Genomic DNA, 14,279 nt, shown 5'->3' with positions numbered 1-14,279 from the left:
GGTTGCGGGGGAAGGGGATGGAGAGGCTGTGAGGGCCCTGCATTGCTACCGAAAATAAAAAAGCCCGCAGCAATGCGGGCCTTTTCATGCGTTCCGGTGGAATTCAGACGTTGAACAGGAAGTTCATCACATCCCCATCCTTCACCACATACTCCTTGCCTTCCGCGCGCATCTTGCCCGCTTCCTTCGCCCCGGTCTCGCCCTTGAAAGCGATGAAGTCGTCGTAAGCGATGGTCTGCGCGCGAATGAAGCCGCGCTCGAAGTCGGTGTGGATCACGCCGGCAGCCTTGGGCGCCGTGTCGCCAACGTGGATGGTCCAGGCGCGCACTTCCTTCACGCCTGCGGTGAAATAGGTCTGCAGGCCCAGCAGCTTGAAGCCGGCACGGATCACACGGTCCAGGCCGGGTTCTTCCATGCCCAGGTCGGCCAGGAACTCGGCCTTGTCGGCGTCGTCCAGATCGGCGATCTCGGCTTCGATGGCGGCGCAGACGGCGACCACGGGGGAATCGGTCTGCTTGGCGTGTTCGCGCACCGCATCCAGGTGCGGATTGTTCTCGAAGCCGTCTTCACGCACGTTGGCGACGTACATGGTCGGCTTGGCGGTGATCAGGCAGAACGGGCGGATGGCTTCCCACTCTTCCGGGGCCAGGTCTAGCGTGCGCACGGCCTTGGCCTGGTCGAGCACTGCCTGTGCCTTTTCCAGCACGGCGACCAGGCGCTGGGCTTCCTTGTCGCCGGCGCGGGCGGGCTTGACGTAGCGGGCCAGGGCCTTCTCGACGGTGGCCAGATCGGCCAGTGCGAGTTCGGTGTTGATCACTTCGATGTCGGACAGCGGATGCACGCGGCCCGACACGTGGATCACGTTGTCATCTTCGAAGCAGCGCACCACGTGGGTGATGGCGTCGCATTCGCGGATATTGGCCAGGAACTGGTTGCCCAGGCCTTCGCCCTTGGAGGCGCCCGCCACCAGGCCGGCGATGTCGACGAACTCGACGGTCGCGGGCAAGATGCGTTCCGGCTTGACGATCTCCGCCAGCCTCGCGAGCCTCGGATCCGGCACTTCGACCACGCCCACGTTGGGTTCGATCGTGCAGAACGGGTAGTTTTCGGCGGCGATGCCGGCCTTGGTCAGGGCATTGAACAGCGTGGACTTGCCGACGTTAGGCAGGCCGACGATGCCGCATTTGAGGCTCATGGTAGGTGGGGGGAAATAGCAAAAACCATATTCTAGCGGATGGGGCGTCTGGCCATTGGCTGGCCTGGCCCGGCTGAGCGGGCACCGGGCGGGGCGCCGAGTGACGTGGCTATAATCCAGCCATGACCCGATCCAACGCGTCCGCGCGCAACCCTTCAGCTTTTCCGATTGTCGTCGTCGGCGGCGGCATCGTTGGCAAGTCCTGCGCCCTGCTGCTGGCCCAGCAGGGCATGGACGTGGCGCTGGTCGCGCCGAAACCGCCCAAGGGCAACGGCCGCGGCGCCGCGGCGCCGGATGAGTGGGACAGCCGCATCTATGCCTTCTCGGCCAGCTCTCAGGCGCTGCTGGAGCGCATGCGTGTGTGGGAGGCGCTGGACCCGGCGCGGATCCAGCCGGTACGCGACATGCGCGTATTCGGCGACGTCAGCGCGGCGGAAACCACGCCCAGCCTGGAGGGCGATCTGCATTTCTCCGCCTATGCCGCGGCGGTGCCGCAGCTCGCCTGGATCATCGAATCCAGCCATGTCGAGCGCGCCCTCGATACGGCGCTGGGCTTCCAGCACCAGGTCACCTGGCACGACGGCACGGCGATGGCGTTCCACCGCGACCCGGACGGCGTCACGCTGACGCTGGACAATGGCGCGAAGCTGCGCACCGCCTGCGCGATCGGCGCCGACGGGGCGCGTTCGTGGCTGCGCCAGCAATGCCATATCGGCGTCAGTACCCGCAAGTACCGCCAGCTCGGCGTGGTCGCCAACTTCGCCTGCGAGCGCCCGCATCACGAGACCGCGTGGCAGTGGTTCCTCGGCGCGCCGGAAAAGCTGATGGCCGATGAAGAGCCGGCCAACGGCGAGGTGCTGGCGATGCTGCCGCTGCCCGGCAACCATGTGTCGATGGTCTGGTCGGCCGATGAAGCCCATGCGACCGAACTGCTGGCGCTGCCGCCCGAAGCGCTGGCGGCCACCGTGATGCAGGGTGCCAGCGGCGCGGTCGGCGCGCAGTTCGGCGCGCTGCGCTGCGTGACGCCGGCGCAGGGTTTCCCGCTGGTGCTGCAGCGTGCCGACCAGTTCGTCCAGCCGCACGTGGCGCTGGTGGGCGACGCCGCCCACGTGGTGCATCCGCTTGCCGGCCAGGGCATGAACCTGGGCCTGCGCGATGTCGCGGAACTTGGCCGCGTGATGGCCGACAAAGAACCTTTCCGCAGCGAGGGCGACCTGCGCCTGCTGCGCCGCTACGAGCGCGCGCGCGCCACCGACCTGTTATCGCTGACCGCGGCCACCGACGGGCTGCACCGGCTGTTCTCGCTGCCCGGCGGCGTGGCGCGCGTGGTGCGCAATACCGGCATGCGCGCGGTAGGCGGCCAGTCGCTGCTCAAGCGCTTCCTGATCGGGCGCGCGCTCGGCTGACGGTTGTCGAACCCGTGGCCGCGCCCTTATCCACCGAACACACTGGAGTCCACATGTTCCCATTCCTGCGCCGCCACCCTGCCCGGAGCGCCGCCATTACCGCCATCGTCGGCGGGCTGGCCGCGGCCGGCTTCGCGCTGCACGCCGTGGCCGCGGGTGAGCCAGGCACCGACCGCATCAAGGAGTCGCTGCAGAAGATGCTGGGCGGCCGCGCCGAGGTGAAGAGCGTCGGCAAGACCCCGGTGCCGGGCCTGTTCGAGGCCAATATCGGCGGGCAGGTGGTGTACACCGACTCGACCGGGCGCTACATCCTCAATGGCGAGCTGATCGATACCCGCACCGGTACCAACCTGACCGAGGAGCGGCTGGCCGAGATCAACCGCATCAAGTGGTCGGACCTGCCGCTGGCGCGCGCGATCAAGTGGACCAAGGGCGATGGCAGCCGCCAGATCGCGGTGTTCTCCGATCCCAACTGTGGTTACTGCAAGCGCATCGAGCAGACCTTCCAGCAGATGGACAACATCACCGTGTACACCTTCCTGTACCCGGTGCTGTCGCCCGATTCGGAAACCAAGTCCAAACAGGTCTGGTGCGCGGCTGACCGCACCAAGGCGTGGCGCGACTGGATGCTCAAGCAGGTGGCGCTGACCGGCAACGGCAGCTGCCAGACGCCGCTGCAGGAAAACCTGGCGCTGGGCAAGAACATGAACGTGACCGGCACGCCGGCGGTGTTCTTCACCGACGGCACGCGCATCCCGGGCGCGGCCGACGTCGCCACGCTGGAACGCAAGCTCGCCAGCCTCAAGAAATAAGCGCGCCGGACCAGTCCCGGCTCGAGCAACGGCCGGCTTGCCCGGCCGTTGTGCTTTCTGCCTTTTCCCTCATGCGATCGCCGCCAGGCGACAAAGGAGACACCATGACCTTCCAGGCATTGCTGCTGAACCAGGCCGACGGAGCCACGCAGGCCAGTATCGCCACGCTCGACGACGCGCAGCTCCCGGCCGATGGCGACGTGCTGGTCGCCGTCGACTACTCCACCATCAATTACAAGGACGGCCTGGCCATCACCGGCCGCGCCCCGGTGGTGCGCAAGTGGCCGATGGTGGCGGGCGTCGACGGCGCAGGGACGGTGCTGGAATCCTCGCACCCGCGCTGGAAGGCGGGCGACAAGGTGGTGCTCAACGGCTACGGCGTGGGCGAGACGCACTGGGGCTGCCTGGCACAGCGCGCGCGCCTGAAGGGCGACTGGCTGGTGCGCCTGCCCGATGCCTTCACCACGCGCCAGGCGATGGCGATCGGCACCGCCGGTTATACCGCGATGCTGTCGGTGCTGGCGTTGGAGCGCGGCGGCGTCAACGGGCCGGTGCGGCCGGGCGATGGCGAGGTGCTGGTCACCGGCGCCTCGGGCGGCGTGGGATCGGTGGCGATCTCGGTGCTGAGCAAGCTGGGCTACAAGGTGGTGGCGTCGACTGGCAAGACGCGGGAAGCGGATTTCCTGAAGGCGCTCGGCGCCGACGAGATCATCGACCGTGCCGAACTGGGCGTGCCCGGCAAGCCGCTGCAGAAGGAGCGCTGGGCCGCGGTGATCGACGCTGTCGGCTCGCACACGCTGGTCAATGCCTGCGCGCAGGTGCGCTACGGCGGGGTGGTGACAGCGTGCGGGCTGGCGCAGGGGCTGGACTTCCCGGCGTCGGTGGCGCCGTTCATCCTGCGCGGCATCACGCTGCACGGCATCGACAGCGTGATGGCGGCGATGCCGCTGCGCGAACGCGCGTGGGAGCGGCTGGCAAGCGACCTGGAGCCGGACCGGCTCAATGCGCTGACACGCGAGATCGGGCTGGGCGACGCGGTCGAAGCGGGGCGCAGGATTGTCGAGGGCGGCATGCGCGGGCGCGTGGTGGTGGACGTCAATCGGAACTGAGCGCAACTGAGCGCAACTGAACTTGCCTGAGGCGCAACCTGACGCGCCCCTGCGTTGCACAACGGCGTCGGCGGCTCCCGGTTGCGCCGACGTTACAATCCTGCCCATGACGCCGATTCGCTACGCCATCGCCCCGCTTCAGCCTGAAGCGCATCTCTTTGCCGTCACCGTCACGGTGAGCGAGCCCGATCCCGCCGGCCAGCGCTTCGCGCTGCCGGCCTGGATCCCTGGCAGCTACATGATCCGCGACTTCGCCCGCAATATCGTGCGCATCCGCGCCGATGCCGGCGGCCGCGAAGTCGGGCTGACCAAGCTCGACAAGCAGACCTGGCAGGCCGCGCCGGTCGGTATCGCTGACGGCCCCCTGACGCTGAGCTATGAAGTCTATGCCTGGGACCTGTCGGTGCGCACCGCGCACCTGGACAGCACGCATGGCTTCTTCAACGGCAGCTCGGTGTTCTTGTGCGTGGAAGGGCAGGCCGAGCGGCCGTGCCTGGTCGATATCCATCCGCCGGCCGGCGAGGCGTATCGCAACTGGCGCGTTGCCACCGCAATGCCCGAGGCAAGCGGGCGGGAAGGCGCGAAGCGCTACGGCTTCGGCCGCTACCAGGTAGCCGACTACGACGAGCTGGTCGACCACCCGGTGGAGATGGGCACCTTCCAGCTCGCCAGCTTCCGCGCCTGCGGCGCGCAGCACGACGTGGTCTTCACGGGCCGCGTGCCGCAGCTCGATATCGAGCGCGTCTGCCGCGACCTGAAACGCATCTGCGAAGCGCAGATCCGGCTGTTCGAGCCCAAGACCGCGCAGGCGCCGTTCCTTGACAGCAACCGCCGCTACGTCTTCATGACGATGGTGACCACCGACGGCTACGGCGGCCTGGAGCACCGCGCCAGCACCGCGCTGATGTGCGCGCGCAACGATCTGCCGGTGCGCGGCGACAGCGAGACCAGCGAGGGCTACCGTACCTACCTCGGGCTGTGCAGCCACGAGTATTTCCACACCTGGCACGTCAAGCGCATCAAGCCGGCCGCGTTCGTGCCGTACCGGCTCGCCGGGGAAGCCTACACGCCGCTGTTGTGGCTGTTCGAGGGCTTCACCAGCTATTACGACGACCTGGTGCTGGTGCGCGCGGGCTGCGTGACCGAGGCGCAGTACATCGAGATGATCGCCAAGACCTGGAACGGCGTGCTGCGTGGCAATGGCCGCACCAAGCAGAGCGTGGCCGAAAGTTCGTTCGATGCCTGGACCAAGTACTACCGGCAGGACGAGAACGCACCCAATGCCATCGTCAGCTACTACACCAAGGGTTCGCTGGTGGCGCTGGCGCTGGACCTGACCATCCGCGAGAAGACGCGCGGGCGCCGTTCGCTCGATGACATCATGCGTGCGCTGTGGCGCCGCTACGGGCGCGGTTTCTATGCGCCGGGCGCGGTGCAGCGCGGCGTCACCGAGGCCGAGGTGTATGCGCTGTTCGATGAAGTGACCGGGCTGCGCCTGGGCGCGCTGCTGCGCTCGCTGACCGAAGGCACCGGCGAGCTGCCGCTGCCGGCGCTGTTCAAGGCGATCGGCGTCAAGGCCGAGGCACAGAAGCCGGCGCGCACCGCGGCGCTGGGCATCAAGGTCAAGAGCGACGAGGGCTGGGTGCGCGTGGCGCAGGTGTTCGACGGCGGCGCGGCGCAGGCCGGTGGCCTGTCCGCCGGCGATCTGCTGGTGGCCATCGACGGCCTGCGCGTGGCGCCGGGCCAGATCGACAGGCTGCTGGCGCGCTACCGCACCGGCGACCGCGTCGAGCTGCACGCTTTCCGCCGCGACGAGCTGCAGGTGCTGCCCGTGACGCTGGCGCGCGAGCCGGCGCAGCAGTACAAGGTGAGCCTGGAGGGCGGGCGGCACGCGGCGCGCTCGCGCTGGCTGGGCCAGTGACGTAGCGACTCAACGCAAGCAACCCGAGCCTCCGCAGGCCGCCCCGCCGCATGCAATACGCGCACGACCCTCGCACCTTCCTCTACTCGCACTACGTGTACCGGGGGCTGCGCTCGGCCACGGGCGTGATCGGCGCCACGCTGATCGCGCTGCAGTTCACCGACCTGCCCACCGCGATGGTGGTGTCGATGGGCGCGCTGTGCACCAGCCTGATGGACCTGCCCAGCCCGCTGAACCACAAGTTCAACGAGATGCTGGCGAGCGTGCTGCTGTGCAGCGTGGTGACGCTGGTGGTGGCGCTGACCACGCCGTTCCCGCGCGTGATGCCGTTCGTGCTGGTGCTGGTGACCTTCATGGCCGCCATGATGACGGTGTACGGCAACAAGACGCTGCCGTTGCAGTTCTCCGCGCTGTTCGTGATGACGCTCACGATCAACGAGGACTTCGTGGTGGAGCGCGCGCTGGTGCATGCGGCGCTGTTCAGCATCGGCGCGGTGGCCTACCTGGGCTATTCGATGCTGGTGAGCTGGATCACCGAGCGCCGCACCAAGCAGCAGGTGCTGGCGGAATCGCTGTACGAACTGGCCAGCTACCTCGAGATCAAGGCCGGCTTCTACGACGCCGGCAACGACTACGAAAAGCAGTTCAACCAGCTGGTGCGCCAGCAGATCGTGGTGGCCGAGCGCCAGCAGGCCGCGCGCGACCTGGTGCTGCGCGGCAACCGCACGCCGCACGACGGGCTGCTGGTGCAGGTGCACCTGCGCATGCTCGACCTGTACGAGTACATCCTGTCGACCAATACCGACTATCCGCTGCTGCGCCAGACCTTCGGCGGCACGCCGGTGCTGGACCACCTGCGCGGGCTGGTGATGCAGATGTGCAAGGACGTCGAAGAGATCGCCTACGAGGTCACGCGCGGGCGCGCGTCGTACGCGACGGTGGAATACCGGCAGGGACTGCGCGCGGTCGAGGCCGAGCTGGCGCAGTTTCGCCACCACCATATCAACCCGGCGGCGATGACGGCGCTGGCCGAGACGCTCGACATGATCCGCGGCGCGATCACGCTGATCGGCCAGTTGCACGAGGCCTCGCGCACGCCGGTGGAGCCGGCCAAGGTGCTGCCCGGCTCGGACATGACGCCGTTCCTGACGCGCCAGAAGTACGAGTTCGGCGTACTGCGCGATAACCTGAACTGGAACTCGCCGGCGTTCCGCTTCTCGCTGCGCATCTCGATGGCGGTGGCGCTGGGGCTGTGGATCACCAACCACCTGCCCTATGTGTCGCACAGCTACTGGATCCTGCTGACCATCATCGTGATCCTGAAGCCCAACTTCAGCATGACCAAGCAGCGCTACAACGACCGCGTGATCGGCACGCTGATCGGCTGCGTGGTGGCGGTAGGCATTCTGAAGGTGGTGCACCAGCCGCTGGTGCTGCTGGGCGTGCTGTTCCTGGCGCTGGTGGCCAGCGCCGCGTTCGTGACCATCAAGTACCGCTATACCGCGATCGCGGCCTGCATCCAGGTGCTGATCCAGATTAACCTGCTGATGCCGGGCAGCCCGACGGTAGCCGGCGAGCGGCTGGTCGATACGGTGATCGGCGGCATCATCGCGTCGCTGTTCAGCTTCGTGCTGCCGAGCTGGGAGTACCGCGCCATCCCCAAGCTGGTGGAGGGCGTGCTGCAGGCCAACCGCCGCTATATCGCCGCCACGCGCGACCTGCTGCTGCGCCGGGCCAAGGACGACTTTGCCTACCGCGTGCAGCGCAAGCAGTTCATGGACAACCTGTCGGCGCTGATCTCGTCGTTCCAGCGCATGCTGGACGAGCCCAAGAGCCGGCACCGAGCGGTGGACAACCTGAACCGCTTTATCGTGCAGAACTACCTGGTGGCGGCGCATGTGGCGGCGGCGCGGATCCAGGTGCGGCAGCACTATGACGAGCTCGATATCCCGGCGGCGGAGGCTGCGATCGAGCAGGCGACCGAGGCGGCCAGGCATAGTCTGCAACTGGCCAGCGAGCGGTTGCATGCCGATGAGCGCGGCGGTGGCCGGGGGGCGGGTTTTGTCCGTCGCGGTGCCTCGCCGGCAGTGGCTGAAGTGCCGGAACCCTTGGCGGTGGCGGCGGAGCAGCTTGGCGCAGAAGCCGTCGAAGCGGCGGAAGACGCTGCCGCCGAGCGCCGTGCGCGGCTGGCGGATTCGGCCGACAAGCGCCGCACTGACACGTTAGTGCAGGCCGCTGCGACAGGCGAGTCGAGCGAACAGGCCGGTCCGACCTCAAGCTCCACCGGCCGTCCCGCCAACGCGGTGCTGGAGCGCCGGCTGCGTGCGCTACGCGAGGATGCGGCAAAGATTGCGCTGCGTACGGGGGCGATCGGACGCGCGATGCGATCACCTTCCTAGCAGCGCAATCCGAGGCACCGTCGGTTTGCTCCCCTCTCCCGCTTGCGGGAGAGGGGCAGGGGGAGAGGGCCGGCGTATGGCAAGCATCGAGACGCCTCGCTCCCTGGAAACGCCAGCCCTCTTCCCCGCCCCTCTCCCATAAATGGGAGAGGGGAGAACACCGCCGGCATAGTTAAGCGCCATGCCCCTGCGGCAACTCATCCTCCGGTAAAGCCAGCATCCCGCTGTTATACCGGTACTCAAAGATCTCACCATAACGTCCCCAGCCGATCGCAACGCTCAGCACGCGCTCCGCTTCCTCGGGCTTCAGGAACTGCTCCAGCTCGCCCAGCACCTGTTCTTCGCCGATCTCGCCCGCTTCGCTGGCCTGCAGTTCGCGCCGCACGTGCGCGGCCAGCGCCACGTTGGCCAATAGCTGGCGGCCGAACAGCGCCTTGCGCTGCTGCGGCTCGGCCGCGTAGTAGGCGCGGCCAGCGTCGGTGGCGTTGATGTCGCCGCGCTCGATCGCGACGAGCCGAACCAGTTGCAGCGCTTCGCAGGCGGGCAGCAGTTCGTCGTCGGTCAGGCCGGCTTCGTCGGCCAGGTGTGGCAGGTCCGCGCGGCCATGGAAAGGCGGCTCGCACAGCAGGTCGAGGATGGCTTCCATCTGGCTGATGTCGGCGTCAGGCAACCGGTAGGCGATCTGGCGCGCGGGGGCCTGTGCCGGCATGCGCGCTTCGGCGGCAGGCGCGGTCATCAGCGCATAGATCTCGTCGACCAGCGCGCGCACCTGCGCGCTGTCGCGGTTGCGCGGGCGCGGCAGCGCTACCGGCACCTCGGCGCGGATGCGGCCCGGGTCGCTCGACAGGATCACGATGCGGTCGGCCATCATCACTGCCTCTTCAATATTGTGCGAGACGATCAGGATGCTCTTGATGTTGGCGCGGCCGCTTTCCCACAGCTCGAGCATCTCGTCGCGCAGCGTTTCGCCGGTCAGCACGTCGAGCGCGGAGAAGGCCTCGTCCATCAGCAGCAGGTCGGGCTCGGTCACCAGCGCGCGCGCAATCCCCACGCGCTGGCGCATGCCGCCCGACAGCTCGCGCGGCAGCGCGCTGTTGAAGCCGGCCAGCCCGATCATGTCGATGGCCGCCTCGGCACGGCGCTCGCGCTCGGCCCTGGGCACGCCCTGCGCTTCGAGCCCGAGCTCCACGTTCTGCTGCACTGTCAGCCACGGGAACAGCGCGAACGACTGGAACACCATCGCAATGCCTTCGGCGGTGCCATCGAGGCGCTCGCCGCGAAAGCGCACCTCGCCGCGGTCGGCGCCGACCAGCCCGGCCATGATGCGCAACAGCGTCGACTTGCCCGAGCCGGACTTGCCGAGCATGGCGACGATCTCGCCCTCGCGCAGCGTGAGGTCCACGCCTTCGAGCACGGCGCGGTCGCTCTGGCTGGCGGTGCGGAAGATCTTGCCGACGCCGCGCAGTTCGATCACTGCGGTCGCGGTTGGGTTGAGGTTCTCGGCCATCGGAGCCTTACAAGCGAGTGCGCTCTTGCGCGAGTTGATACAGGCGGTTCCACAGCAGCCGGTTAAAGCCGACCACGAACAGCGCCATCACGCCGATGCCCAGCGCAATGCGCGGGAAATCGCCGCGCGCGGTGGTCTCGGCGATATAGCTGCCCAGCCCCGTGGCGACGATGGTGCGGTCGCCCCAGGTCACGTACTCGGACACGATGCTCGCGTTCCACGAGCCGCCGGCGGCGGTGACGAGCCCCGTCAGCAGGCTGGGAAACACCGCCGGGATCAGGAAGCGCTTCCACAGCAGCCAGCCGCGCAGCCCGAAGTTGCGCGCCGCGAGCTTGAGTTCGGTCGGAATGCCCGAGGCGCCCGCGACCACGTTGAACAGGATGTACCACTGCGTGCCGAAGATCAGCAGCGGGCTCAGCCAGATCTCCGGGTTCAGCCCGAAGCGCGCGATCAGCATCACCGCCAGCGGGAACATCAGGTTGGCCGGGAAGGCCGCCAGGAACTGCGCCACCGGCTGGGCGATGCGGGCCAGGTCCGGGTTCAGGCCGATGCGGATGCCGATCGGCACCCATACCAGCGCCGCCAGCGCGATCAGTACGACCACGCGCACCATGGTCAGCGTGCCCAGCCACAACACATGGCCGACCTCGGCCCAGCCCACCTCGCTGTGCACGAAGTACGCCACGCGCAGCAGTGCGGCCAGCGCAATGAGCACGATCACGGCGTCGCGCGCGCGGGCGAGCCATTGGGCGCGGCGCGGATCGGCCGGTTCTGCACTGGATCGCGCACTGCGGCGCGCGCCCCACGCCAGCGTGCGCCCGGCCAGTGCCGCCGCCTGTGCCAGCAGCGCGCCGACCCAGGCCGAGCGGCGCAGCAGGTCCAGCAGCCACGACTGCGGCGCCTTGTCCTGCGCCAGCGTCTCGAAGCGGAAGCGGTCGGCCCACGCCACCAGCGGGCGGAACAGGAACTGGTCGTACAGCAGGATGCCGACCAGCATCGCCAGGATCGCCCAGCCGATCGCGGCCAGGTTCTGCTGCTGGATCGCCAGCGCGATATAGGAGCCGATGCCGGGCAGGCGGATATCGTGGCCGGACACCGAGATCGCTTCGGACGCCACCACGAAGAACCAGCCGCCGGACATCGACATCATCATGTTCCACAGCAGGCCTGGCATGGCGAACGGCACTTCCAGCCGCCAGAAGCGTTGCCACGGCGACAGCCGGAACATGGCCGCGGCTTCGAGCAGGTCGGCCGGGATGGTGCGGAACGACTGGTACAGGCTGAACGCCATGTTCCAGGCCTGCGAGGTGAAGATGGCGAAGATCGCCGCGCATTCGACGCCGGCGATATTGCCGGGGAACAGCGCGATAAAGCCGGTCACGGTGATCGACAAGAAGCCCAGCACCGGGATCGACTGCAGGATGTCGAGCGCGGGCACCAGCACCTTCTCGGCGGTGCGGCTCTTGGACGCCAGCGCGGCAAACGCCAGCGAGAACAGCAGCGAGGCTGCCAGCGCCGCCAGCATGCGGATGCTGGTGCGCATCAGGTAGTAGGGCAGGTAGGCGACGTCCAGGTGCACCGCCAGTTGCTGGTCGGGATGGAACGGCGCGTTCATCTGCTGCGCGGCGAACGCGAACATCACGATCACGGCCAGGATGATCGGCAGCAGCGCGAGGTCGAAGCGGTTCGGCGGCGCGCGCAGCAACTGGCTGTCGTAGCCGGGGGCGGGCTGGGCGGCGCGGCGGTCGGCGGGTGGCATCATGGGCGCTTCTCGGAATGGTGAGGCTTGCGGCCAGGTTTGTGGCCCGGCTCCGGTTCGCGGCCCGGCGGACGATGGCAAAGCCCGCATGCCGCCGGCTTCACGCCGGGCGGCGCGCATCCCTTGGTAACGCCCGGCATGGCGGTCTAGTTTACTTGGGGTGGATGGCACTTCGCGTACGCCGCCGGCGTGCGCTCACAGGGAAAGACCATGAAGAAAGCAACCTGGCGCATGGTCGCGCATGGGCGCGTGCAAGGCGTGGGCTACCGCGCCGCCTGTGCCGACGCGGCGGACGAGCTCGGCCTGGGCGGCTGGGTGCGCAACCGGGCCGACGGCACGGTCGAGGTGATGGCGCACGGCACGGTCAAGCAGCTCGAAGCGCTGCAGGCGTGGATGGAAACGGGTCCGCCAGAGGCGCGTGTGACGCTCGTCGAGGTGGGACCTGGGGAAGGGGAGTTTGCCGGCTTCGAGTTCCGGCCGACGATCTAGGCGGCGGTCCAGTCCACCGGCGCGCGGCCATGCGCTTCCAGCCAGCGGTTGGCTTCGCGGAAGTGGCCGCAGCCGAGGAAGCCGCGGTGCGCCGACAGCGGCGACGGGTGCGGCGCTTCCAGCACGCAATGGCCGGCGCCCAGCAGCGGCTTCTTGGCCTGCGCGTGGCTGCCCCACAGCATGAACACGAGGTTGGGGCGGCTGGCGGCCAGCGCGTGGATCAGGCAATCGGTGACCGCCTCCCAGCCGCGCCGCGCGTGGCTGGCCGCCTGCCCTTGCTCGACCGTCAGCACGGTGTTGAGCAGCAGCACGCCCTGGCGCGCCCAGCCCTCCAGGTTGCCGGAGGTGCGCGGCGGGCAGTTGCCGTCGACACCGAACTCCGCGGCGATTTCCTTGAAGATATTGCGCAGGCTCGGCGGCACCTTGATGCCGTCGGGCACCGAGAACGCCAACCCGTGCGCCTGCGGCATCTCCACGCCACCGACCGTGCCGGTGCCGTGGTAGGGGTCCTGGCCGAGGATCACCACCTTGACCGCGTCGGGCGGCGTCAGGTGCAGCGCGTGGAAGACGTGGTGCGGGAACACCGGCTTGCCGGCGGCACGCTCGCCATCGACAAAGGCGGCCAGATCCTGCCAGGCCGGCACCTGGATGCACGGATCGAGCAACGCGCGCCAGGCTGTGGGCAGGGCGTCGGCCTGGGCCTGCAGGCTGGCGGTCGGCGCGGGCTCGCCGGGGGCGCGGGTGTCGGTGGCGAAGAGATCGGCTTGCATGCGTCAGGAAAGCGGGGCGAGGAAAAAACGCGATTATGACGCCTTGCCTTCGGCAATGCCTGCCAGGCGGTAGCCGCGTGCGGCCTTGCTGAGGTCGGACGGCGCCAGCGAGGCGATGGCGGACAGCCGTGCGGCGAAGGCGCGCAGGGTGTCGGCGGCTTGCGCGGCGTCGCCGTCGAGCCATTCCAGTTCAAGCTCCTGGATGGGTTCGCAGGCGGCATTGCCCGGCGCGGTGATGGTGCCGGTATCGAGCGCTGCTTCGATGCGTGCGCCGTTCTGCGTGACCAGCCAGGTGCGGCGGACGAAGTCGGTGCGGAACACCGGCGCCAGCCTGCCGATCAGTGGCGCCAGCACGGCCCGCGCTTCGGCGGGGAAGCGCTGCAGGTCGATGGCCTCGCCGGCGATTTCGGTTTCCCATTCATGGCGCGTGGCCAGCCCGCGTTGGCTGTTTCCGGCGGTCTTCAGTGTCTGTAGCCATTGCTCGCCCTTGCGGCGCAGGCGCAGGGCGGCGCGGGCCTGGGCAAGCTCGTGCTCGGGGGTATCGAGGTAGATGTTGAGCAGCGTGGCTTCGCCTTGCGGTTCGCCGTTGGCGTCGAGCCAGGCGGCCAGCGGGGCAAGGGCGGTATCGGGGACGGCGAGTTTTAGTTCGATTTCCTGGGGCATGGCGAGGTGGGGGGCTTAGGAGCAGGAGGCGTGCGATATCGCTTCAATGACCGCAAGCCGGTCCCCTCTCCCGCAAGCGGGAGAGCAACTGTGTTTAAAGTCAAGGCTTAACGGACGGCAAAACATGCTTAGTCGGGTCCCACATTGCGCCGTCTCTGACCATCGCATTCAGGATGGTCAGCAGCTTGCGCATGCAGGCAACGATGGCAACCTTCTTAGGCTTGCCGGCCGCGAGCAGACGCTGGTAGA

11 protein-coding genes and 1 pseudogene are annotated in these 14,279 nt (G+C 68.2%); 6 read left to right on the top strand and 6 right to left on the bottom strand.

Annotated elements, in window-relative coordinates:
* Nucleotides 1-103: 103 nt before the first annotated feature.
* A complete protein-coding gene (gene ychF / locus AB1I47_RS31765) occupies nucleotides 104-1,195 on the bottom strand; it encodes a redox-regulated ATPase YchF (protein ID WP_354687633.1) in 1,092 nt (363 codons plus the stop codon).
* A gap of 122 nt (nucleotides 1,196-1,317) precedes the next feature.
* On the opposite strand from ychF, the gene AB1I47_RS31760 reads away from it, so the two are divergent.
* The 5 genes from AB1I47_RS31760 to AB1I47_RS31740 all read left to right on the top strand — a co-directional run bounded on the left by AB1I47_RS31760 (nucleotide 1,318) and on the right by AB1I47_RS31740 (nucleotide 8,842).
* Nucleotides 1,318-2,601, top strand: coding sequence for a UbiH/UbiF family hydroxylase (locus tag AB1I47_RS31760; protein WP_354687632.1), 1,284 nt, complete (start codon nucleotides 1,318-1,320; stop codon nucleotides 2,599-2,601).
* A gap of 53 nt (nucleotides 2,602-2,654) precedes the next feature.
* The gene (locus AB1I47_RS31755; RefSeq protein WP_354687631.1) at nucleotides 2,655-3,413 is read left to right on the top strand and encodes a DsbC family protein; all 759 of its coding nucleotides are present in this window, start codon (nucleotides 2,655-2,657) and stop codon (nucleotides 3,411-3,413) included.
* Between the two features lie 104 nt (nucleotides 3,414-3,517).
* Nucleotides 3,518-4,522, top strand: coding sequence for an acrylyl-CoA reductase (NADPH) (gene acuI, locus AB1I47_RS31750; RefSeq protein WP_354687630.1), 1,005 nt, complete (start codon nucleotides 3,518-3,520; stop codon nucleotides 4,520-4,522).
* Between the two features lie 106 nt (nucleotides 4,523-4,628).
* On the top strand, nucleotides 4,629-6,443 hold the full coding sequence (locus AB1I47_RS31745; protein ID WP_354687629.1) for a M61 family metallopeptidase: 1,815 nt from the start codon (nucleotides 4,629-4,631) through the stop codon (nucleotides 6,441-6,443).
* A 50-nt stretch (nucleotides 6,444-6,493) separates the two neighbouring features.
* Nucleotides 6,494-8,842, top strand: coding sequence for an FUSC family protein (locus AB1I47_RS31740; RefSeq protein WP_354687628.1), 2,349 nt, complete (start codon nucleotides 6,494-6,496; stop codon nucleotides 8,840-8,842).
* Between the two features lie 172 nt (nucleotides 8,843-9,014).
* Here the strand turns inward: AB1I47_RS31740 and AB1I47_RS31735 are convergent, their stop codons facing one another.
* Together AB1I47_RS31735 and AB1I47_RS31730 are read right to left on the bottom strand one after the other, a co-directional pair.
* Entirely contained in the window at nucleotides 9,015-10,349 is a 1,335-nt protein-coding gene (locus AB1I47_RS31735; RefSeq protein ID WP_354687627.1) for an ABC transporter ATP-binding protein, read from the bottom strand.
* A gap of 7 nt (nucleotides 10,350-10,356) precedes the next feature.
* Complete coding sequence (locus tag AB1I47_RS31730) at nucleotides 10,357-12,111, bottom strand: ABC transporter permease (RefSeq protein WP_354687626.1); 1,755 nt, start codon at nucleotides 12,109-12,111, stop codon at nucleotides 10,357-10,359.
* A gap of 207 nt (nucleotides 12,112-12,318) precedes the next feature.
* On the opposite strand from AB1I47_RS31730, the gene AB1I47_RS31725 reads away from it, so the two are divergent.
* Entirely contained in the window at nucleotides 12,319-12,597 is a 279-nt protein-coding gene (locus tag AB1I47_RS31725) for an acylphosphatase (protein ID WP_354687625.1), read from the top strand.
* Here the strand turns inward: AB1I47_RS31725 and AB1I47_RS31720 are convergent.
* The 3 genes and pseudogenes from AB1I47_RS31720 to AB1I47_RS33970 all read right to left on the bottom strand — a co-directional run.
* A complete protein-coding gene (locus AB1I47_RS31720) occupies nucleotides 12,594-13,367 on the bottom strand; it encodes a uracil-DNA glycosylase (RefSeq protein ID WP_354687624.1) in 774 nt (257 codons plus the stop codon). The genes AB1I47_RS31725 and AB1I47_RS31720 overlap by 4 nt on opposite strands.
* A gap of 33 nt (nucleotides 13,368-13,400) precedes the next feature.
* Nucleotides 13,401-14,030, bottom strand: coding sequence for a CYTH domain-containing protein (locus AB1I47_RS31715; RefSeq protein ID WP_354687623.1), 630 nt, complete (start codon nucleotides 14,028-14,030; stop codon nucleotides 13,401-13,403).
* 100 nt (nucleotides 14,031-14,130) lie between these two features.
* A pseudogene (locus tag AB1I47_RS33970) lies at nucleotides 14,131-14,279 on the bottom strand (IS110 family transposase); the annotation flags it as partial.

Source organism: Cupriavidus necator (genome assembly GCF_040578825.1).
Classification (GTDB): Bacteria; Pseudomonadota; Gammaproteobacteria; order Burkholderiales; family Burkholderiaceae; genus Cupriavidus; species Cupriavidus necator_E.
The sequence above is the reverse complement of the archived record's forward strand: the minus strand, read 5'-3'. Positions and strand labels throughout refer to the sequence as shown.